20 protein-coding genes are annotated in these 21,707 nt (G+C 73.3%); 14 read left to right on the top strand and 6 right to left on the bottom strand.

What is annotated here, in order from left to right; translation table 11 throughout:
* Positions 1-15: 15 nt before the first annotated feature.
* From KG103_RS14125 to KG103_RS14145, 5 genes are read left to right on the top strand one after another with little or no spacing between them, the layout of a single operon-like run.
* Complete coding sequence (locus tag KG103_RS14125; protein WP_243656161.1) at positions 16-1,224, top strand: pyridoxal-phosphate-dependent aminotransferase family protein; 1,209 nt, start codon at positions 16-18, stop codon at positions 1,222-1,224.
* Positions 1,221-2,525: an allantoate amidohydrolase gene (locus tag KG103_RS14130; RefSeq protein ID WP_207339168.1), complete on the top strand. Its 1,305-nt coding sequence runs from the start codon at positions 1,221-1,223 to the stop codon at positions 2,523-2,525. The genes KG103_RS14125 and KG103_RS14130 overlap by 4 nt, the downstream gene beginning before the upstream one ends.
* Positions 2,522-3,424, top strand: coding sequence for a MurR/RpiR family transcriptional regulator (locus KG103_RS14135; RefSeq protein WP_249670602.1), 903 nt, complete (start codon positions 2,522-2,524; stop codon positions 3,422-3,424). Before KG103_RS14130 ends, KG103_RS14135 begins: the two co-directional genes overlap by 4 nt.
* A complete protein-coding gene (locus tag KG103_RS14140) occupies positions 3,424-4,221 on the top strand; it encodes an FAD binding domain-containing protein (RefSeq protein ID WP_207339169.1) in 798 nt (265 codons plus the stop codon). The genes KG103_RS14135 and KG103_RS14140 overlap by 1 nt, the downstream gene beginning before the upstream one ends.
* A complete protein-coding gene (locus tag KG103_RS14145) occupies positions 4,218-6,998 on the top strand; it encodes a molybdopterin-dependent oxidoreductase (RefSeq protein ID WP_207339170.1) in 2,781 nt (926 codons plus the stop codon). Before KG103_RS14140 ends, KG103_RS14145 begins: the two co-directional genes overlap by 4 nt.
* 285 nt (positions 6,999-7,283) lie before the next feature.
* On the opposite strand, the gene KG103_RS14150 is transcribed toward KG103_RS14145, so the two are convergent.
* Positions 7,284-8,141 (bottom strand): hypothetical protein, encoded by an 858-nt coding sequence (locus KG103_RS14150; RefSeq protein WP_207339171.1) that lies wholly within the window; start codon positions 8,139-8,141, stop codon positions 7,284-7,286.
* 573 nt (positions 8,142-8,714) lie between these two features.
* Between KG103_RS14150 and KG103_RS14155 the strand changes: the two genes are divergently transcribed.
* Positions 8,715-9,338, top strand: a complete 624-nt coding sequence (locus KG103_RS14155) for a GyrI-like domain-containing protein (RefSeq protein ID WP_249670603.1) — start codon at positions 8,715-8,717, stop codon at positions 9,336-9,338.
* A gap of 108 nt (positions 9,339-9,446) precedes the next feature.
* On the opposite strand, the gene KG103_RS14160 is transcribed toward KG103_RS14155, so the two are convergent.
* Positions 9,447-10,433, bottom strand: coding sequence for an XdhC family protein (locus KG103_RS14160; protein WP_207339173.1), 987 nt, complete (start codon positions 10,431-10,433; stop codon positions 9,447-9,449).
* Positions 10,434-10,538: 105 nt separating this feature from the next.
* Between KG103_RS14160 and KG103_RS14165 the strand changes: the two genes are divergently transcribed.
* The 7 genes from KG103_RS14165 to KG103_RS14195 all read left to right on the top strand — a co-directional run bounded on the left by KG103_RS14165 (position 10,539) and on the right by KG103_RS14195 (position 16,496).
* Positions 10,539-11,084, top strand: coding sequence for a nucleoside deaminase (locus KG103_RS14165; protein ID WP_207339174.1), 546 nt, complete (start codon positions 10,539-10,541; stop codon positions 11,082-11,084).
* A gap of 288 nt (positions 11,085-11,372) precedes the next feature.
* Entirely contained in the window at positions 11,373-12,437 is a 1,065-nt protein-coding gene (locus KG103_RS14170) for an ABC transporter substrate-binding protein (RefSeq protein ID WP_207339175.1), read from the top strand.
* Between the two features lie 7 nt (positions 12,438-12,444).
* Positions 12,445-13,278, top strand: a complete 834-nt coding sequence (locus KG103_RS14175; protein WP_207339176.1) for an ABC transporter ATP-binding protein — start codon at positions 12,445-12,447, stop codon at positions 13,276-13,278.
* Complete coding sequence (locus tag KG103_RS14180; RefSeq protein WP_207339177.1) at positions 13,275-14,165, top strand: ABC transporter permease; 891 nt, start codon at positions 13,275-13,277, stop codon at positions 14,163-14,165. Before KG103_RS14175 ends, KG103_RS14180 begins: the two co-directional genes overlap by 4 nt.
* Positions 14,162-15,013 (top strand): ABC transporter permease, encoded by an 852-nt coding sequence (locus KG103_RS14185; protein WP_249670604.1) that lies wholly within the window; start codon positions 14,162-14,164, stop codon positions 15,011-15,013. The genes KG103_RS14180 and KG103_RS14185 overlap by 4 nt, the downstream gene beginning before the upstream one ends.
* A complete protein-coding gene (locus KG103_RS14190; RefSeq protein WP_207339178.1) occupies positions 15,006-15,566 on the top strand; it encodes a nucleotidyltransferase family protein in 561 nt (186 codons plus the stop codon). Before KG103_RS14185 ends, KG103_RS14190 begins: the two co-directional genes overlap by 8 nt.
* Positions 15,567-15,644: 78 nt before the next feature.
* Positions 15,645-16,496: an HAD family hydrolase gene (locus KG103_RS14195; RefSeq protein ID WP_207339179.1), complete on the top strand. Its 852-nt coding sequence runs from the start codon at positions 15,645-15,647 to the stop codon at positions 16,494-16,496.
* A gap of 244 nt (positions 16,497-16,740) precedes the next feature.
* Here the strand turns inward: KG103_RS14195 and KG103_RS14200 are convergent, their stop codons facing one another.
* Both KG103_RS14200 and KG103_RS14205 read right to left on the bottom strand, forming a co-directional pair.
* Complete coding sequence (locus tag KG103_RS14200; protein WP_207339180.1) at positions 16,741-17,604, bottom strand: Fic family protein; 864 nt, start codon at positions 17,602-17,604, stop codon at positions 16,741-16,743.
* The gene (locus KG103_RS14205) at positions 17,601-18,080 is read right to left on the bottom strand and encodes an NUDIX hydrolase (protein WP_207339181.1); all 480 of its coding nucleotides are present in this window, start codon (positions 18,078-18,080) and stop codon (positions 17,601-17,603) included. The genes KG103_RS14200 and KG103_RS14205 overlap by 4 nt, the downstream gene beginning before the upstream one ends.
* Before the next feature lie 84 nt (positions 18,081-18,164).
* Here KG103_RS14205 and KG103_RS14210 point away from each other — a divergent pair, with 84 nt between their 5' ends.
* A complete protein-coding gene (locus KG103_RS14210) occupies positions 18,165-19,616 on the top strand; it encodes an NAD-dependent malic enzyme (RefSeq protein ID WP_207339182.1) in 1,452 nt (483 codons plus the stop codon).
* Positions 19,617-19,695: 79 nt separating this feature from the next.
* Here KG103_RS14210 and KG103_RS14215 read toward each other — a convergent pair whose 3' ends face one another.
* Entirely contained in the window at positions 19,696-20,628 is a 933-nt protein-coding gene (locus tag KG103_RS14215) for a carbohydrate ABC transporter permease (RefSeq protein WP_207339183.1), read from the bottom strand.
* Positions 20,625-21,653: an ABC transporter permease gene (locus tag KG103_RS14220; protein ID WP_207339184.1), complete on the bottom strand. Its 1,029-nt coding sequence runs from the start codon at positions 21,651-21,653 to the stop codon at positions 20,625-20,627. The genes KG103_RS14215 and KG103_RS14220 overlap by 4 nt, the downstream gene beginning before the upstream one ends.
* Between the last annotated feature and the right edge of the window lie 54 nt (positions 21,654-21,707).

Consider the following 21,707-nt stretch of genomic DNA (forward strand, 5'->3'; position numbering starts at 1 on the left):
CGTAGCGTGCCGCCCATGACCCTGAACCCCCCGCACCGCCTGCTCATGGGGCCGGGCCCGATCAGCGCCGACCCGCGCGTGCTGCGCGCGATGTCCGCCCCGCTGGTCGGGCAGTTCGACCCGGTGATGACGGGGTACATGAACGCCACGCAGGACCTCTACCGTGAGGTGTTCCGCACCGCCAACGACGCGACGCTGCTGGTCGACGGCACGGCCCGCGCGGCGATCGAGGCGGCGGTCGTGTCGCTCGTCGAGCCCGGCGACCGTGTGCTCGTCCCGGTGTTCGGGCGGTTCGGCCACCTGCTGGTGGAGATCGCCCGGCGTGCGGGGGCGGTCGTCGAGACGGTCGAGGCCCCGTGGGGCCAGGTCGTCGACCCGCAGCGCATCGCCGACGCCGTGCGCGCCCACCGACCACGCCTCGTCGCGGTCGTCCACGGAGACACCTCCACGACGATGCGTCAGCCGTTGGCCGACCTCGGCGCGGTGTGCGCCGAGCACGACGCGCTGCTGTACGTCGACGCGACCGCGTCCCTGGGCGGCAACGACCTGCGCACGGACGACTGGGGCCTCGACGTCGTCACGGCCGGCCTGCAGAAGTGCCTGGGCGGACCGTCGGGCAGTGCACCGGCCACGCTGTCGGAGCGGGCGCGTGACGCCGTGCGTGCGCGCCGGCACGTCGAGGAGGGCCTGCGCACCGACGACGACGAGCCGCGCGGCACCGTCATCGGCTCGAACTACCTCGACCTCGCGCAGCTCCTCGACTACTGGGGCCCGCGCCGCCTCAACCACCACACCGAGGCCACCTCGATGCTGTACGCCGCGCACGAGTGCGCGCGCATCCTCGTCGAGGACGGGCTCGACGCGACGATCGAGCGCCACCGCGTCGCCGGGGCGGCGATGCTGGCCGGCGTGCAGGGCCTCGGGCTCGGCGTGTTCGGCGACGTCGCGCACCGGATGCACAACGTCGTCGCCGTGGAGGTCCCGCAGGGCGTCGTCGCCGACGCGGTGCGCGCCTCGATGCTCGACGACTTCGCGATCGAGATCGGCACGTCCTTCGGCCCGCTGCACGGGCGGGTGTGGCGCATCGGGACCATGGGCGTCAACGCGCGCAAGGACGCCGTGCTGACGACGCTCGCCGCGCTCGAGCACGTGCTGCGCGCGCAGGGCGTGGCCGTCCCGACGGGTGGCGGCGTGACCGCTGCGCAGGAGGTGTACGCCGCGTGACGTCCGCCGCCGAGGTGCTGCGCCGCTGCGACGCGCTCGCCGCGTGCAGCGAGCACGCGGAGCACCTGGACCGCGCGCACCTGACGCCCGCGCTCGCCGCGGCGCAGCGCCTGGTCGAGGGCTGGATGGCCGCGGCCGGGCTGCGCACGTGGCGGGACCAGGCCGGCAACCTGTGCGGACGCGCCGAGGGCCGCGAGCCGGGCCTGCCGGCGCTGCTGCTCGGCTCGCACCTCGACACGGTGCCCGACGCGGGCAGGTACGACGGCATGCTCGGCGTCCTGCTGGCCGTCGCCGCCGCCGAGCGGCTGCGCGACGAGGTCCCGGCGTGGCCGTGCGCGCTGGAGGTCGTCGGGTTCACCGACGAGGAGGGCGCACGCTTCGGCACCGCGCTGCTGGGGTCCCGCGCGCTCGCCGGCACCTGGGACGACGCGTGGTGGGCGCTGCGCGACGCGCACGGCACGACGCTCGAGCAGGCCGCCCGGGACTTCGGGCTCGACCCGGCGCTGGTCGGCACGGCCGCGCGTCGGCCCGACGAGCTGGTGGCCTACCTCGAGGCGCACATCGAGCAGGGCCCGCTGCTGGAGGAGGCGGACCGCTCGCTGGGCGTGGTCACGACCATCGCGGGTGCGCAGCGGTTCCGCGTCGAGGTCGTCGGGGAGGCACGGCACGCGGGTGGGACGCCGTACCCGCGGCGACGCGACGCCCTCGTCGGGGCCGCCGAGGCGATCGTGCTGATCGAGCGGACGGTGCGCGACTCGGGGGCGATCGCGACGGTCGGGCAGGTCGCCGTGGAGCCCGGCGCCGTCAACGTCATCCCCGGCCGCGCCGTGTTCTCCGTCGACCTGCGGGCCGCGACCGACGGCGAGCGCGACGCGATGCGCGCCACCCTGCTGGCCGGGATCGCCGACGTCTGCGCGGCACGCGGGCTGACGATGCGCGTGACCGACCTGTACGAGGCCCCCGCCACCCCGTGCGCCGCCTGGTTGCGCGACGCCCTGCGCGACGGCATCGCGACGAGCGGTGACACCGACCCGCTCGACGTGTGGAGCCGGGCGGGGCACGACGGGATGGCCGTGTCCGCCGTGACCGACGTCGGCATGCTGTTCCTGCGCTGCGGCGACGGCATCAGCCACCACCCCGACGAGTCGGTGCGCGAGGTCGACGTCGCCGCAGGGCTGGACGCGCTGACGGCAGCGGCACGGACCGTCGCGGCACGGACCGACGCAGCAGTCGCCCACGCCGCAGCGGCCGCCGCCGCCGTCCCCGATGCCGCAGTGGCCGACGCGGAGGCACGCGCGTGACGACCACGGTCCCCGCCGTCACACCGGCACTGACCGCACCCTCCGCACCGACCGCACCCCCCGTCCCGGACCTCGACGGTCTGCGCCTCGACGAGCGCGTCGTCGCCCGCTACGCGGACCTGCCACCCCAGGAGCGCAAGGGCGCCGACGTGCTGCTCGAGCACTTCGGCGACCTCGCGACGTACTCGGCCGCCGAGCTCGCGACCCTCGCGGGGGTCTCGAAGGCGACCATGAGCCGCCTGTTCCGCAGCCTGGGCTTCGACGACTTCACGCAGGTCCGCGACCACCTGCGGCGCCTGCGCGGCCACGGCCTGCCGGTGACGCTCGGCGCCACGCCGGACCTCGACGCGCACGCCGACGCCGAGAGCGCCGCCGTGCGCGTGGCCGCGGCGAGCCTCGCGGTGCACGTGGACGCGGTCGCCGACCTCCTCGCGCACGCGCCGCGCGTCGTCGTCGTGGGCCTGCGCAACAGCTACCCCGTCGCGCTGCACCTGCGTCAGCAGCTCACGCAGGTGCGCCCGCACGTCACTCTGCTCCCGCAGCCCGGGCAGTCGTGGTCGGAGGACGTCGTCGACCTGTCCGGGCAGGACGCCGTCGTCCTGGTCGCGTTCCGCCGCCGTCCGCCGGGCGTGCGCGCGCTCGCCGAGCGACTGCACGCCGCGGGCACGCCCGTCGTCCTGCTGGCCGACCCCACCGCGCGTGCCCTGGCGGCCCACGCGACGTGGTGGCTGGAGTGTCCGGTGCAGGCCCGCGGTGCGTTCGACTCGTACGCGGCCGCGTCGTCCGTCGTCGCCGCGCTCGCCGACGCGGTCCTGGCCCGGCGCGGACGCACGGGTGAGCAGCGCGTCGCCGCGATCGACTCGGCGTACCGCACGCTCGGAGAGGTCGAGGCACGCTGATGGACCTCGCCGTGGAGTCCCTGCGGGCCGCCCGCACGCGTGCCGACCTGCGCCTGGCGCCCGGTGAGCGCCTGCTCGCCGGCGGCACCTGGCTGTTCTCCGAGCCGCAGCCGGGGGTCACCGGCCTCGTCGACCTGACGACGCTCGGATGGGAGCCGCTGGAGCGCACCGCCGACGGCCTGCGCGTCGCCGCGACGTGCACGGTCGAGCAGCTCGCCGCGCACGTGCCCGACCCCGCGTGGGCCGCGTGGCCGCTCGTCGGTGCCTGCGCGGACGCCCTGCTGATGTCGTTCAAGGTCCAGGGGCAGGCCACGGTCGGCGGCAACGTCGCGATGGCGCTGCCCGCCGGTGCCATGACGGCGCTGCTGGTGGCCCTCGACGCGGTCGCCGTGGTCTGGACGCCGGACGGTGGTGAGCGCCGCGAGGCGGTCGCCGACCTCGTCGTCGGGCCCGGCCGCACGACGCTGACGCCCGGTGAGGTGCTGCGCGCGTTCGACGTTCCCGGGCACGCGCTCCGGGCGCGGACGGCGGTGCGGCAGGTGTCCTTGACCGCCGTCGGCCGCTCGGCCTCGCTGGTCGTCGCGCGGCGGGACACCGACGGCACCGTGACGCTCACCGTGACGGCCGCGACGCCGCGCCCGGTCCAGCACCGGTTCGCCTCGCTGCCGACGTCGTCCCAGGTCAGCGGGGTACTGGCCGGCCTCGAGTGGTACGACGACGTGCACGGCGCCCCGGACTGGCGGCGCGCCGTGACGACCCTGCTCGCGCACGAGGTCGTCGAGGAGGTGACCGCATGAGGGTCAACGGCCAGGACGTCACCGCGACGCCCGCACCGGGCCAGTGCCTGCGCACGTTCCTGCGCCAGGAGGGGCACGTCGCGGTGAAGAAGGGCTGCGACTCCGGGGACTGCGGCGCGTGCACCGTGCTCGTCGACGGGCAGGCGCGGCACTCGTGCCTCGTGCCGGCGGCCCGCGCGCTCGACTCCGAGGTCACGACGGCCGCCGGCCTCGGCACGCCCGACGCGCTGAGCCCCGTGCAGGAGGCGTTCGTCGAGGCCCAGGGCTTCCAGTGCGGGTTCTGCACGGCCGGCATGGTCGTCACCGCGACGGCGCTGGCCGACGACGCCGGCCACGTGCACCTCGACGAGGACGGGCTGGTCCGCCGGTTCAAGGGCAACCTGTGCCGGTGCACGGGGTACCGGTCGGTGCGCGACGCGCTGGCGGGCAAGGCGAACGTCGTGCGCGACGGCGGGGTCGGGGACCCGGTGGCCGTGCCCGCGGGGCGGCGGATCGTGTGCGGGCGCGAGCCGTTCACGCTCGACGAGGTGCCGACCGGGCTGCTGCACCTGGCCGTGCTGGGCTCCCCGCACGTGCACGCGCGCATCGTCGCGATCGATACGAGCCGCGCCGAGGCGCTGCCGGGCGTGCACCTCGTGCTCACCCACCGCGACTCCCCCGACGTGCTCTTCTCGACCGGCCGCCATCAGCACCGCACGGACGACCCGGACGACACCCGCGTCCTCGACGACGTCGTGCGGTTCCACGGCCAGCGCGTCGCGGCGGTCGTCGCGGACTCGGTGGCGCTCGCCCGGGCGGCCTGCGCGCTGATCGACGTGGAGTACGAGCCGCTGCCCGCCGTCCTCGACCCGGAGGAGGCACGCCGCCCCGGGGCCCCGCTGGTGCACGGCGACAAGGACGCCGCGGCGTCGCGCATCGCCGACCCGGGCCGCAACGTGGTGGCCGCGAGCCACGGCGAGGTCGGCGACGTGGCGGCCGCGCTGGCGGCGTCGGCGCACGTGGTGCGGGGTACGTGGCGCACGGCCCGCGTGTCGCACACGGCGCTGGAGACGCACGCGGCGGTGGGGTGGCTCGATGACGACGGCCGGCTCGTGGTCCGCACGAGCACGCAGGTCCCGTTCCTCGTGCGCGAGGAGCTGTGCCACGTGTTCGGGCTCGACCGCGAGCGCGTGCGGGTCGTCGCGGCACGCGTCGGCGGCGGGTTCGGGGGCAAGCAGGAGGTGCTCACCGAGGACCTCGTGACCCTCGCCGTGCTGCGCACCGGACGGCCCGTGCAGTACGAGATGACCCGCGAGGACGAGCTCGCGCTGGCGCCCTGCCGGCACCCGATGCGCGTCGAGGTCACGCTGGGCGCCGACGCCGACGGGCGGCTGACCGCGATGCACCTGGACGTCCTCTCGGACACCGGCGCGTACGGCAACCACGCGCCGGGCGTGCTGTTCCACGGCATCCACGAGTCGGTCGCGCAGTACCGGTGCCCGGCCAAGCGCGTGGACGCCGAGGCCGTATACACCCACCAGCTGCCGTCCGGTGCGTTCCGCGGGTACGGGCTGGGGCAGGTGATGTTCGGGCTGGAGTCCGCGGTCGACGAGCTGGCGCGCGAGGTGGGGATCGACCCGTTCGAGATGCGGCGGCGCAACGTCGTGCGCCCCGGCGACGAGTTCCTCGTCAACCACGCCGACACGACGACGGACCTGGGGTACGGGCTGGTCGAGCCGGGCGACGACACCCCGTCCTACGGGCTCACGCAGTGCCTCGACCTGGTCGAGGACGCGCTGGCGACGACGCGGGCGGGCGACACCGCACAGGTCCCCACGGGCGACCGGTGGCGCGTGGGCGAGGGCATGGCGGTCGCGATGATCGCGACCATCCCGCCGCGCGGTCACCACTCGACGGCGACCGTCTCGGTCGACGCGGACGGTCGCTACGAGGTCGCGGTCGGCACCGCCGAGTTCGGCAACGGCACGTCGACGGTGCACGTGCAGCTCGTCGCCACGGCCCTGGGCACCACGCCGGACCGGGTGCGGCTGCGGCAGTCGGACACCGACCGGGCCGGGTACGACACGGGCGCGTACGGGTCGACGGGGTCGGTCGTCGCGGGGCGCGCGGTCGCGCAGGCGGCGGCGCTGCTGCGCGAGGATCTGGTGGCCGCGGCCTGCGGGATCCTCGAGGGCGCCGACGAGGCGGGGGCCGCGGCGGGTCGCGCACCCACGTCGCACGACGCCCCCGTCGTCGGACCGGACGGCGTGCGCGTCGGCGACCGGCTCGTGACGTTCGCCGAGCTGGGCCCACGATCCGCCGAGGGCTCGCACCACGGCAGCCCGCGGTCGGTCGCGTTCAACGTCCACGGGTTCCGCGTCGCCGTCGACACCGCGACGGGTACCGTGCGGATCCTGCAGTCGGTGCAGGCCGCCGACGCCGGCGTCGTGCTGAATCCCGAGCAGCTGCGCGGCCAGATCGAGGGCGGCGTCGCGCAGGGCATCGGCTCGGCCCTGCTGGAGGAGACGGTGCTGCGCGACGGGGTCGTGGTCACGCGCGCGCTGCGCGGCTACCGCGTCCCGCAGATGGCCGACGTCCCCCCGACCCGCGTCCTGCTCGCCCGCACCCGCGACGGCCTGGGCCCGCACGGGGCGAAGTCCATGAGCGAGGCCCCGTACAACCCCGTCGCACCCGCGCTGGCCAACGCGGTCCGCGACGCCCTGGGCGTCCGCCCGCACGAGATCCCGATGACGAAGGACCGGGTCTGGCGGCTGGCGCAGGGGGCATCGGCGAGGTGAGCCCCATCGGCGAGCCGGTGCGCTGAGGTCCACCCGACCTGGGCAAGGCGACTAGTTGCCAATCCATCCCATGATGATCGGGACACAGTCGGCAGCTCCGTGGTAGACGTGGCAACGTCCCAAGTCAGAGACGGGGCATTGGTTGACGACCAGGCTCCGGTTCACCACCGGATGCTCCACAGAACGAGGGTGACTCAGGTTCGATTCCTGGCGGCTCTTCGCGGAGACGTAGCTTAGTGCAGAGCTCCCGCTTTCTTCCCAGTAGGGCCGACCGCAAGGTCGGCCCTACTGCTTTTTCTCGACCTTGTGCCCGGCTCTTGTCATTGCAGCCGCAAGCTCGTCCTCCGTCAGACATAGCGGAGCATAGTAACGACGCGCGACACCGACGACTTGGCGCAATTTCTGCCCCGGGTTACCTGCTTTGGCGAACCGGGACCAATCAGTTACGATGATATCTGCCCATCCGACTCTCGACAGGGCGGCCTGGAGAGCAACATTGGCCTCTTCGGCCAGGCGCTTAGTAACTGCCAGTATCCCGATAAGCTCACTCAAGCCTAACGCCACCGGCTGACCCAGCTCGTACGGAGGAAAGGCGGTACCGGTAATTTCCTCCCACACGGCGAAAGCGGCTGGACTCACGCTCGATATGCGGTTCAGAAGCGTCTGGTTCGCCCGGCCGCCTGAATGGATGTGCGCATTTCGGGCCACCCGCACAAGGTGAAATATCTCGATCGACTCGGGAGTGAAAGCGACGCCGGTAGCCGAGCTGAGTTTCGCGTGAACATTCGCCGCCTTAGCGTTATCGTCGATATTAGACCATTGAGGGTCGTCCGCGGCTAGAAGAGTTAGCATCTCGCGCAGCAGGTCCTCGTGCAGCGCGAGAACCTGGGGCACAGCAAGAATGCCAAGCAGATTCTCTGCGTCGTCGAGGATCTCGCGCGCGCGATCGGTTCGCAAATTGAACCGCTCGATATGCGGGACCCCCGGGAAGATCTGACTCAAGACCAGTTGCGAACCTTCGGTTAGGCTCAATGTCTGAGAAGCGAGTCTCGATCCGGCGAGCAGGCCCATCATCGTGTCGTTCGTTTGAATGCGCTGCTGCTCGTGGTCTCGATAGTGAGGGTACTTCACAAGTCTCGGCACCGAGCCATACTGACAGGACCTAGCGGAGGCGCGCCATAGGCGAGCTCTTGACTTGAAGTAGCAACGTAACTCGGGAGGCGACCCGAGCGGTTCGAGGGGAAGGGACGCAGCGCCCGCAGCCCGCTCTGCGGGCGAGGACGAACGGTCCCGCGGCAGCCGCTAAACGGGTGAACCCGTTGAGGTGAGTCGCACGGTGTGGTTTGGTGCCGGTGCGGGCGCTGGCTGACCGGCAGCGACTACAGACAGAGAGGCCCTGTCCCGGGGCCACGCGAGCAGCACGCGGCTGCAGGGAGGCGGGAACCACAGGGCGCGCGGCCCGCAGAGCGCGTCACTGCCCGTCACGAGACGACACAGACACGATCGGTCGCGTCCCTGTCGCGTCGTCTCTGGTGGTTCTCGTGCACCTCGCTTGGACTTTGTCGCTGTACCCCGATGCCGGTGAAGCCGGTGGCTGCCTCGTGCCGCCGACCCGCACACCTCTCCCCTTCGTCCCGGCCGGTGCTGCCGCTGACCGAGACGAAGACCGCGCCCTTCGACCTAGTGCCCGACCCGACCGCCCCGGAGGTGCCCACCGTGAAGGTCGACCTCGTCAAGCAGACGCCCACGTACCGCGCGACGCGCGGCCGGTTCGACGTCGTCACGGTCCCGCCCCTGCGGTACCTCATGGTCGACGGGCACGGCGACCCGAACACGTCCGACGCGTACCGCGACGCCCTGAGCTCGATCTACCCGCTCGCGTACACCCTGAAGTTCCTCAGCAAGCGTGAGCTCGACCGCGACTACGGGATCCCGCCGCTCGAGGGCCTGTGGTGGTCCGACGACATGGCCGCGTTCACCGCCCGACGCGACAAGTCCCGGTGGGACTGGACCCTGCTCAGCCTGGTGCCCGACTGGATCACCGCCGAGCACGTCGAGACCGCCCGTGCCGCCGTGGCCCGCAAGGGCAGCGCACCCCTCATCGAGGCGATCCGTGTGGACGCGCTCGACGAGGGGCTCGCGGTGCAGACCCTGCACGTCGGCCCCTACGACGCCGAGGCCCCGGTGCTCGACGCGATGCACCACGAGTTCCTCCCCGCCCATGGTCTGCGGATGACGGGCACGCACCACGAGATCTACCTGAGCGACGCCCGTCGCACGGCGCCGGAGCGACTCCGCACGATCCTGCGTCAGCCCGTCACGCCGGTCGCGACGCCGTGACGCGCCTGCCATCCCGGTGGCGAGACGCCCACGGCGCGAGACCGGACTCCGGTGGCTGACGAACCCTCATGAGCGACCTGGGCCCGGTCTCGCCGCCGGCACGGCGGGTCAGCGGCCGTGGACCGGACCGGTCGTCGTCGACAAGGACCGGCCGGTCGCGCCGTGCCGGGTCATCACGACCTCCGCCAGGATCGACAGCGCCGTCTCTTCCGGCGTCGACCCGCCCAGGTCCAGGCCGATCGGCGAGCGGAGCCGCGCGAGCGCCGCACCGCTCACCCCGGCCGTCCGCAGCGCCTCGACGCGTCGGGCGTGCGTCGTGCGCGAGCCCATCGCCCCGACGTACCGGGCCGGCGAGGCCAACGCCGTCGCCAGCGTCGGGACGTCGACGCGCTGGTCGTGGGTCAGGACGACGACCGCGTGCGTGGACGTCAGCGGGTGCGCCGCGAGCCAGCGGTCGGGCCAGTCGCGGACGACGGCGTACGCGTCGGGGAAGCGTTCCTTGGTCGCGAACAACGGGCGCTGGTCGAGCACGGTCACCGCGAACCCGCACGCCGCGGCGAGGTGCGTGAGCGCGACGGCGTGCTCGCCCGCGCCGACGACGAGGAGCGGCTGCGCCGCCGGCGTCCGCAGCGTGACCAGCGGCTCGGCGGTCGCGGCACGGCCGTCGTCAGCAGGCTCCGGGCACCCCACCTCGGCGGTCCACGCGTCGCCGTCGGCGTCGAGCGCGATCCACGCGTCCAGGCCCTCGGCGGCCCGGCGCACCTGGTGCAGGGCGTCGGCCGACAGCGTGGAGACCTCGTGGACCAGCACCGTGATCGTGCCGCCGCACATCAGGCCCGGCTCCCCCAGGTCGTCGCCGATCCCGTACGACGTCAGGTGGGCCCGACCGCCGTCGAGCACCGCCCGGCACCGTTCGACGAGGTCCGCCTCGACGCACCCGCCCGACACGCTGCCCGCCACGGTGCCGTCCGACCCGACGACGAACGAGGCGCCCACGGCCCGCGGTGCGCTGCCCTCGACGCGCACGAGCGTCGCCGCCGCGACGCGCTGACCGGCGTCGAGGCGGCGGCAGATCTCCGCGGCCTGGTCGAGCATGCCCGCGACGCTACGAAATGAATGTTTCGAGAACCGGCGCGCGGGGGTAACGGCACCGAAACAGCCGAGTCGGACGATCGGCGCAGGACAACGAGAGGACCTGCCATGTCGATCGTCGTGGACCCCGTCGCCGGCACCGCGCACCACGCCGCCTCTCCTCCGGGAGTCGACGCGCGGACCGACGCCGACGCCCGCTGGCTGGCGCGCGCCGTCGAGCTCGCCACCGCGAACGTCTCCGAGGGCGGTGGCCCGTTCGGTGCCGTCGTCGTGGCCGACGGCGTCGAGGTGGCCGTCGGGCAGAACCGGGTGACCCGGGACCTGGACCCCACCGCGCACGCCGAGGTCCAGGCCATCAGGGCCGCGTGCCGGGCCACGGGGACGTTCGCGCTGGACGGCATGACGCTCTACACGTCGTGCGAGCCGTGCCCCCTGTGCCTGGCGGCGTGCCTGTGGGCCCGGCTCGACCGCGTCGTCTTCAGCGCGGACCGCCAGGACGCCGCCCGGGGCGGGTTCGACGACTCCGCGTTCTACGAGCTGTTCGCCCGCGACCGCGCGACCTGGGACCGCACCCGGGTCGTCGCCCGGCGCGTGCCCGGGTCCACCGACCCCTTCGACGCGTGGCTGGCGCACACGGCACGCACGGCGTACTGAGCGCTGCGTACCGCGCGCCGGGCCGGGACGAGAGCCCGAGACCGAACCGTGACCCCGGGCGGGTGCACGTTTACACCCGGGACACAGGGCCGCACCCGGCGCGACACGACCCGTCCGTAGCGTCACGGCCCGCAACGTCTGTTTCACAACGTCTGCTTCACGACCTCTGCTTCACGACGTCCGTCCCACGGCGTCGGCTTCACCGCTCGTCCCCCGCCGTGCCGGCGAGCAGCGATCGCACGGTGCCACTGCGCGAACCCCCTCGCGCCCGTTCCCGATGGAGTGCCGATGACCCTCCCCCTGCGCCCCCGCCGCACCCGCGGTGCCCGCCTGGCCGCCGCCGGCGCCGCCCTCGCGCTCGTGCTGGCCGCCTGCTCCTCGGGCGCCGACGCCGAGCCGGCCGACGACGACGAGAGCACCGACCTCGGCGCGATCACGGTCCAGCTCTCCTGGATCAAGAACGCCGAGTTCGCCGGTGAGTTCTTCGCCGACAGCAAGGGCTACTTCGCCGACGCCGGCTTCTCCTCGGTCACGCTCAACGCGGGTCCGGGCGCGACCGAGTCGATCGTGCTGTCGGGCGGGGCGGACTTCGGGCTGTCCAACGCCGTGTCGGTGGGCCAGGTCGTCGCGGAGGAGGACGCACCGCTGAAGATCGTCGGGACGACGTTCCAGAAGAACCCGTTCACGATCCTGTCCCTGAAGGACGGCGGCGACATCGCGACGCCGGACGACCTCAAGGGCAAGCGGATCGGCGTCCAGGCCGGGCCGAACGAGGCGCTGTTCGACGCCCTGCTCGCGATCAACGAGATCGACCCGTCGGAGGTCACCAAGGTCCCCGTCGAGTACGACCCGTCCCCGCTCGTCAACGGGGAGGTCGACGGCTTCCTGGCCTACGTCACCAACGAGTCGATCACGGTCGAGTCCGAGGGCCACCCGGTGACCAACCTGCTCTTCGCGGACAACGGCCTGCCGTTCGTCGCCGAGTCCGTCGTGACGACCGACGAGATGATCGCGAACGAGCCGGAGAAGGTGAAGGCGTTCCTCGAGGCCGAGATCCGGGGCTGGAAGGACGCCGTCGCCGACCCGGAGGAGGGCGCGCGCCTGGCTGTCGAGGAGTACGGCGCCGACCTCGAGCTCGACCTGGAGAAGGAGATCGCGCAGGCGACGATCCAGATCGACCTCATCGTCACCGACGAGACGAAGAAGAACGGGCTCTTCACCATCTCCGACGACCTGATCGCGCAGAACCTCACGACGCTCGCCGCGGCCGGCATCGAGCTGGAGGCCGAGGACCTGTTCGACCTGTCCCTGCTGACGGAGCTGCTCGAGGAGCAGCCCGACCTCGCGAAGTGAGGCGTCCGTGACGGATGTGCAGCACGACGCCGGTGCCCGGCGGACCCCCGCGGGTTCGCTGGGCACCGGTGTGCGCCTCGACGGCCTGGGCAAGACGTTCACGTCCGGCCGTCGCCACGTCACCGCGCTGCAGGACACGACCCTGTTCACCGACAAGGGCAGCTTCCTGTCGCTGCTCGGGCCGTCGGGCTGCGGCAAGTCGACGATCCTGCGGATCCTGGCCGGGCTGGAGGAGCCCACGACGGGCTCCGCGCTCGTCGAGGGGCGCACCCCGGTGGAGCTGCGCGCGGAGCACGCGCTCGGCATCGCGTTCCAGGACTCCGCGCTGCTGCCGTGGCGCAGCGTGGTGGCCAACATCCGGCTGCCGTTCGAGGTCGCCGGCACCCCCGTGGACGACGCCCTGGTCGCCGATCTCGTGCGGCTGGTGGGCCTCGAGGGCTTCGAGAAGGCCAAGCCCGCGCAGCTCTCGGGGGGCATGCGCCAGCGCGTGTCCATCGCCCGGGCGCTGGTGGTGCAGCCCTCGGTGCTGCTGCTCGACGAACCGTTCGGGGCGCTGGACGACATGACCCGCCAGCGCCTCAACCTCGAGCTGCTGCGCATCTGGACCGAGAAGCCTGCGACCACGCTCATGGTCACCCACGGCATCGGCGAGGCGATCTTCCTGTCCGACCAGGTCGCGGTCATGAGCCCGCGACCTGGCCGGGTCAAGGAGGTCCTGCAGGTCGACCTGCCCCGACCGCGCACGCCGGAGATGATGCGGACGCCGGAGTTCCACGCCCTGCACGACCACGCGTCCGAGCTGCTGTTCGGCGGTGCCGCGGCGCCGGAGGGCGCGGCGTGAGCGCCGCCGCGGACGTCGCACCCGGTGACGCGGGGGGCGGCACGACGACCGGCACCGTCCCGGGTGGCGCACCCGCCGCCGGCACCGGTGCGCGGCGGCTCGCGGGCCTCGGCCGCCGGGCCGCCCCCGGCGCGGCCGGCGTCCTCGGCATCGTCGCAGTCTGGTGGCTCGCCGCCGTCACCGTGCTCGCCGACAGCACCCTGCCCACGCCGGTGGGCGTGCTGCAGGGCTTCGCGGCGGACGGCGTGGGCTTCTACGTGACGCACCTGTCCGTCACGCTCCAGGAGGCCGTGCGGGGCTTCGCGGTCGGCAACGGCCTGGCCCTCTTCCTCGCGTCGCTGGTGCTCCTCGTGCCCGCGCTCGAGCGGCTGATCATGCAGGTCGCGGTCATCAGCTACTGCCTGCCGCTCGTCGCGATCACCCCGATCCTCTACATCGTCATCGGCCCGCCACCGTCCGGTGAGCCGTCCGGCACCGCCGTCGTGCTCGCCGCGCTGTCGGTCTTCTTCACCACCGTCGTGGGCGCCGTGCTCGGCTTCCGGTCCGCGGACCCCGCGAGCCTCGACGTCGTCACCGTCTTCGGCGGTGGGCGCTGGCAGCAGCTGGTCCGCGTGCGTCTGGTCGCGGCGCTGCCCGGCATCATCGGCGCCCTGCAGATCGCCGCCCCCGCGGCACTGCTCGGCGCGATCCTCGGCGAGTACATCGGCGGTGTGGACCGCGGCGTCGGACCGGCGCTCGTCAACGCCGGTCAGTCGCTGAACGCCGAGCGCGCCTGGGGCATCGCCCTGGTGTGCGGCCTGGTTGCCGGGGCGGGCTACGGCCTGTTCGCGCTGCTCGCTCGCCTCGTCACGCCCTGGGCCGGGGGACGCGACGGGGGTGCGTCGTGAGCGCCCCGGTCACCGCGCCCGTGGCGCCCGAGCAGCCGGTGCGGGCCGGTGCCCACCCGGCGTGGCGCCGCGCGGGCCGCGTGCTGCTCGACGCGACCGCGACCACCGTCGTCGTGCTGGTCGCGTGGGTGGCGCTGCTGACGGTGCTCAACGTGTCGCCGTACGTCGGCAAGGGGCCTGCGGAGGTGTGGGAGTACCTGGTGAGCGACCCCGACGCGCTCGAGAGCCGCACCGAGGTGCTGGCGCTCCTGGGGCGCACGCTCACCGACGCGTCGATCGGCTTCGTCACCGGCATGACCGCCGCGCTCCTGCTGGCCGCCGCCATGGTGCTCTCGCGCACGGCGGAGGGCGCGATCATGCCCGTCGCGATGCTCTTCCGGTCGGTGCCGCTGATCGCGCTGGCGCCGGTGATCGTCCTGCTCGTCGGGCGGGGCGTGGCGTCGGTCGCGGTCATGAGCGGCATCGTCGTGCTCTTCCCGGCGCTCGTGACGATCGTGCTGGGGCTGCGCTCGGCGTCGCCGCAGATGCGTGACGTCGTGACGGTGCTGGGCGGTGGCCCGCGCACGGTGCTGCGGCTCGTGCAGCTGCCCGCGGCACTGCCGGCCGTGTTCGCGGCCGTGCGGATCTCCGTGCCCGGGGCGATCACCGGTGCCCTGATCGCCGAGTGGCTGGCCACGGGCGGGGGCATCGGCTACGGCGTCGTGTCGGCGGTCGGCCGGGCGCAGAACACCAAGGTGTGGGCGCTGGTGGTCGTGGTGACCGTCGCGTCGCTGGTGCTCTACACGCTCGCCCAGCTGCTGGAGCAGTGGGTCCTGTCGCGGTTCGGACCGGCGGCGGGGCGTGCCTGAGCACCTGCTCGGGCTCGTCCTGGCCGCCGGGGCCGGCACCCGCATGGGCCGGCCCAAGGCGCTGTGCGCCACCGACGGCGTGCCGTGGCTGCACCGGGCCGCGGACGCGCTGCGCGGTGGCGGGTGCGCGGGCGTGCGCGTCGTGCTCGGTGCGGGGGCCGACGAGGCCCGCGCGCTCGTGCCGACGGGCACCGACGCCGTCGTCGCCGACGACTGGGCGCGCGGCATGGGGGCGTCGCTCGCCGCGGGGCTGGCCGGCCTGGACGACTCCCCCGCCACGGCGGTCGTCGTCACCCTGGTCGACCTGCCGGACCTCGACGCGCGCGCCGTGTCCCGGGTGACCGCCGGACCCGTCGGTCCGGGCGACCTGCGTCGCGCCACCTTCGCGGGCGCACCCGGGCACCCGGTGCTCCTCGGTCGGGACCACTGGGCGGCCCTGCGCCAGGCGCTCGACGGCGACACCGGTGCCCGCGACTACCTGCGCACCCATCCGCCGGTAGCGGTCGACTGCACGGGCCTGCCCGGCGGGACGGACCGCGACACCCCCGACTGAGCGCGCGACCGGCGCCTGTCGGTCCCTCCCGCTACGCTCGCGCAGGTCAGGGTCCTCGTCCCCGAGCCGTGGAGCGTCATGGCCGACCAGCAGCCCGCCGACCCGTCGCGCGGCGCGCCGCCACGCAGCGGGCAGCCGCGCGCGCAGCACGCACGGCCGGCCGCCTTCTTCGACCTCGACAAGACGATCATCGCGACGTCGTCGGCGACGGCCTTCTCCCGCGGCTTCCTCGCGGAGGGTCTGCTGACGCGCCGCTCGGTCGTCGCGTCGGCGTACGCGCAGCTCGCGTACCTGCTGGGCGGTGCCGACGAGGCCGCGACGGAGCGCCTGCGGGCGCAGCTGTCGCGCACCGTGGTGGGCTGGGACGTGGACCTCGTGTCGGCGGTGGTGCGCCAGACCCTGCACGAGTCCATCGACCCCACGGTGTACGCGGAGGCGGTCGAGCTCATCAACGCCCACCGGGCCGCCGGGCGCGACGTCGTCGTCGTGTCGGCATCCGGCGCCGAGGTCGTCGAGCCGATCGCCGAGATGCTCGGTGCGGACGCCGTCGTCGCGACGCGCATGGCCGTGGCCGACGGCCGGTACACCGGGGAGATCGACTTCTACGCCTACGGCGAGAACAAGGCCGTCGCGATCCGGGAGCTGGCGGCGACCCGGGGCTACGACCTGACCACGAGCTTCGCGTACTCGGACTCGGTGACGGACGTCCCCATGCTCGCGGCCGTCGGGCGGGCGCACGTCGTCAACCCCGACCGCGCGCTGCGCCGGATCGCCGAGGAGCGCGGCTGGGAGGTGCTCGCCTTCCGCCGCCCCGTGCCGCTGCGCCGGCTCGACACGCAGGTGCGCGTGACCACCGGCGCCGTCCTCACGGTGCTCGCGGCGGCAGCCGTCACGGTGTGGTGGTGGCGCCGACGACGGCGTCCCGCGTGACGGTCCGCCGTTCTCACCATGCGACCCGGAAGCGCAGCTGACCTGCGAGGACACCCGTGGGAGTTGCAGCGGCTCCGTGCGCGGGTATAGGACACCACCTGCAGGGCCGCGGGAGCACCCACGCGCAGGATCGCCCCCCTAGGGCGGGTCGACCGGGCTGGTCCCGGAGCGACCGAGAGGTTGCACGCATGATCACTCCCGCGGTCCTCGCTCACGGCGACGGACCCGCTGCCCCGGACGTCGCTCAGGGGCCCGACGGACCCGCCGCCCGGCGCCCCGCCAGCACCTCGTCCGCGACGCCCCGCGCGACCTGCGCGCCCCGCACCACGGCCCCGGCGTACGCCACGACCCAGGCCGCGACCGCATCGGGGTCGCCCGCCGCGTAGCGCGCCGCACCCGCGAGGTACACCGGCGGCGCCTCCTGCCACACCACCTCCGGCAGCACCGTCCCCGTGGGGTCCAGGCCCGTGCGCACGGCCAGCAGTCGCGCCGCCGCGCGAGCGACCACGCCGTTGGCCGCGGCGAACGGCCGGACCGCCAGCAGCTCGCCGTGCACGACCGCCACCACCACGAGGGCGGGCGCCCGGGTGGCACCGGCGTCGGCGAGCACGGCGGCGGTCCGGGCCACCGCCTGGTCCGCCGACGGCGCCGTGCCCAGACCGCGCAGGTCGCCCGGGGGTCCGGTGCGCGGCCTGCCCACCAGGTCCGCCGGCAGCAGGTCCGCCGCCGCGGCGGCGTGCAGCCGCGCGAGCACCTGCGGCAACGGCGCGCCCGGGGCACCGCCGCGGGCCCCCAGCGCGGGCAGCTGCGACTCCACGACACCCTGCGCCCGCAACGCACCCGCGGCGACAGCCTCCGCGCCGCCCGTCGGCGCCGCCGTCCCGGTGGCCCACGCCCGCACGGCCTCCACGCCGACCGGCGCCCCGTCCAGCGCCGCCGACGCCGCCGCGGCACGCAGACCGGCCTCGGCCCGCACCTCGCGCCACCGCCGCCGGAAGGCCTCGTGCCAGCGCAGCTCCTCGCACGCCGCGCGCGCCGCGGCCACGGCGTCGGTCACGCCGGGCAGGTCGACCAGGCCCGCGAGCGGGTCGCCCCCCGGACGGCTCACGCCGTGAACTCGGCCTCGCCCCGCGCCGGCAGCGCCGCCGCCACACGCGAGACCATGTCCGGCGCCATGGGCGGCAGGTCGTCCAGGTCGAACCAGCGCGCGTCCGTGTTCTCACCGTCCGCGGGGAACGGCTCGCCCGACACCCAGCGGCAGCGGAACGTCAGGTCGAGGTACTGCGACCGGTCACCGTTCTCGTACACCACCGGCCCCACGACGCTGACCTGCGCGAGCCGCTGCGCCGTGGCCACGACGTCGGCCTCCTCGAGCACCTCGCGCACGGCCGCGGCCGCGGGCTCCTCACCCGGGTCGACGATGCCCGTCACGGGCGTCCACTCACCGGTGTCGGCGCGCCGCACCAGCAGGAGGCGGGGGCGGGGGCCGTCCTCCCGCAGCACCACGGCGGTGGCCCCGGGCAGCCAGAGCAGCTGGTGCCCGACGCGTTCACGCAGGGCCAGGACGAACGGCGGGGTCGGCACGCGACGATGCTAGCGGCGTGGCGACCCGGCACGGTCCGGCGTGGCCGGAGGCGCTGCGGGCACCTGCACGTCCACAATGTCCGCATGGTCCTCGCGCCCTCCGTCTCGTCGTCCATCACCGCCCGTCTGGAGGTCCGCGCCCGCCCGACGGCGGTCTCCGACCTCACCACCGCGATCGAGCGCTCCGGGGGGATCGTCACCGCGCTGGACGTCACGGCGTCCTTCCACGAGACGATGACCGTCGACGTCACGTGCGCCACCCGCGACGCCGACCACGCCGCGGACGTCGTCCAGGCTCTCGACGAGCTCGAGGGCGTGGTGGTGCAGCGGGTGTCCGACCGCACGTTCCTCATGCACCTGGGCGGCAAGCTGTCGATCGAGTCCAAGGTGCCGCTGCGCAACCGCGACGACCTGTCGATGGCGTACACGCCCGGCGTGGCCCGCGTCTGCCGCGCGATCGCGGACCACCCCGAGGACGCCCGGCGCCTGACCATCAAGCGCAACACCATCGCGGTGGTCACCGACGGCACCGCCGTGCTCGGCCTCGGCGACATCGGCCCGCTGGCGGCGCTGCCCGTGATGGAGGGCAAGGCCGTGCTGTTCAAGCGGTTCGCCGGCATCGACGCGTTCCCGATCTGCCTCGACACGACCGACGTGGACCGCATCGTGGAGACGGTGGTGGCGATCGCGCCCGCCTTCGCCGGCATCAACCTCGAGGACATCTCCGCACCGCGGTGCTTCGAGATCGAGCGCCGCCTGCGTGAGCGCCTGGACATCCCGGTCTTCCACGACGACCAGCACGGCACGGCCATCGTCGTCGTCGCCGCGCTGCACAACGCGCTGCAGGTGGTCGGCAAGCGGATCGGTGAGGTCCGCGTGGTCATGTCCGGCGCGGGCGCGGCGGGCACGGCCGTCCTGCGGCTGCTGCTGGCCGCCGGGGTGCGCGACGTGGTCGTCGCCGACGTCGACGGGGTCGTGCATCACGCCCGCCCCGGGCTGAGCCCGTCGCTGCGCTGGACCGCGGAGGCCACCAACCACCGGGGCCTGACCGGCGCGCTGCGTGACGCGGTCGTCGGCGCCGACGTCTTCATCGGCCTGTCGGCGCCCGACGTCATCACCGGGGACGACGTGGCTCGCATGGCCGGCGACGCGATCGTGTTCGCGCTGGCCAACCCCCGCCCCGAGGTGGACCCCGACGACGCGGCACGCCACGCGGCCGTCGTCGGCACGGGCCGCTCCGACTTCGCCAACCAGATCAACAACGTGCTGGCGTTCCCCGGCGTCTTCCGCGGCCTGCTCGACGCGCAGTCCCGCACCGTCACGGAGTCGATGCTGCTCGCCGCGGCGTACGCGCTGGCGTCGGTCGTCCACCCGGACGAGCTCAACCCCACGTACATCGTCCCCAGCGTCTTCAACGCCGAGGCGACCTCGGCCGTGGCGGCGGCGGTGCGGCAGGCGGCAGAGGCGGAGCAGGGGCACGCCGGGCCTCGTCCCGAGACCGGTGAGATCGCCGCGGTCCGCCTGCGCACGACCTGACGGGAGCCGCGGCCCGCGTGCCCCGGGCACGCGGACGGGCCCCGCTCCGGTCGTCCGGAGCGGGGCCCGTCGTCGTCGGTCAGCCCTTGACGGAGCCGAGCATGATGCCGGACACGAAGTACCGCTGCACGAACGGGTAGATGCACAGCACGGGGATGATCGTGAGGATCATCGTGACCGCCTGGATGTTCGCCGCGATCTCCGACGTGCTGGACCCGGAGGCCGCCGCGCCCTGGGAGGCGGTCGACGAGGCACCCGCAATCATGTTGCGCAGGTACAGCGTCACCGGGAACAGCTCCTGCTTGTCGAGGTACAGGAAGGCCGCGAACCAGTCGTTCCAGATCGCCACCGAGTAGAAGAGGATCATCGTCGCGATGACCGCCTTCGACAGCGGCAGCACGATCCGCCGGAAGATCCCCCACCAGCCGAGCCCGTCGATCTGCGCGGCCTCCTCGAGCTCCGTGGGCATGTTCTCGAAGAACGACTTCATGACGAGGAGGTTGAACACCGAGATCGCTCCCGGGAGCACCACCGCCCACATCGTGTTCTTCAGCCCGAGGGTCTGGATGAGCACGTAGTTCGGGATGAGGCCGCCGTTGAAGAACATCGTGAACACGGCGATGCCGATGAGGATGTTCCGCCCGCGCAGTGCGCGCCTCGCGAGCACGTAGGCGAGCAGCGTCGTCAGCACCATGGCGATCGTCGTGCCGACGAGCGTGTAGACGACGGTGTTCTTGTACGACGACCAGAACAGGTCGTTCGCGATGACCACCTTGTAGGTGGTCAGGTTGAAGCCGACGGGCCAGACGTTGACCATGCCGGCCTTGACCGCGCCGGCACTGCTGAACGACTGCGCCAGCACCGTGACGAACGGGTACAGCATGAACCCGCACAGCACCACGAGGAACGTGCCGTTGAACCACGTGAACGCCTTGTAGCTCTTCGAGTCGCGCGGCCCGACGGACACACCGCCGCCGGCCGACGGCGTCGACGTGAGTGCGCTCTGGGTCACCACAGGCTTGCTCCTACCACTCGGCGCGACACGAAGTTCGCGGTGAGGATCATCACGAGGCCGATGATCGCCTGGAACAGTCCGATGGCCGTCGCGTAGCTGAAGTTGTTGGCAACCAGACCCACGCGGTAGAGGTACGTCGAGACGACGTCACCCGTGGCGTAGGTCAGCGGGTTGTACAGGAGCAGGACCTTCTCGAACCCGACGTTGAGGAACAGCCCGATGTTGAGGATGAGCAGCGTGATCATCGTCGGGCGGATGCCCGGCAGCGTGATGTGCCAGGTCTGGCGCCACCGGTTGGCGCCGTCGATCCGGGCCGCCTCGTAGAGCGAGGCGTCGACCGTGGTGAGGGCCGCGAGGTAGAGGATCGTGCCCCAGCCGACGGTCTGCCAGACCTCGGAGGTGACGTACACGGTGCGGAACCACTCGGCACGCTGCAGGAACGGGATGGCCTCCCCGCCCATCGCCTCGATGATCTGGTTGACCGTGCCCTGCAGCGACAGGAGCTGCATGAGCATGCCGACCACGATGACGACAGAGAGGAAGTGCGGCAGGTAGGAGATCGACTGGATGACTCGCTTGAACGCCTTCTTGCGCACCTCGTTGAGCAGGAGCGCGAGGACGATCGGCAGGGGGAAGCAGAAGATCAGGGTGAGCCCACCGAGGATCACCGTGTTGCCGAAGACGTTCCAGAAGTTGGGGTCGTTGAGGAACAGCTCGACGTAGCGCATCCCGACCCATTCGTCGCCGAAGATGCTGCCACCCGCCCGGAACCGCCGGAAGGCGATGATGTTGCCGAACATCGGCACGTACCGGAACACCAGCAGGAACAGCACCGGTACCAGCGCCATCGCGTAGAGCACCCAGTCGCGGCGCATGGTGTGCCGCCACCCGATCTTCCGCACGGGAGGCCGTGCGTCCTTCTTGCCGGGGTCCTGACCGTCCCTCGACGGGGAGGTCGTCCCCGAGGGTGGCACCGGGACCGTGGTCGCGAGTGCGTCACCCGTCGCGTGAGCAGCGCTCATCTCTCACTCCTTCGTGAGCGGTTCGGTGGTACGGCGGGCCGGCCCCGTGAGGGA

Origin of the sequence: Cellulomonas wangleii (assembly GCF_018388445.1) — a bacterium.
Taxonomy (GTDB): Bacteria; Actinomycetota; Actinomycetes; order Actinomycetales; family Cellulomonadaceae; genus Cellulomonas; species Cellulomonas wangleii.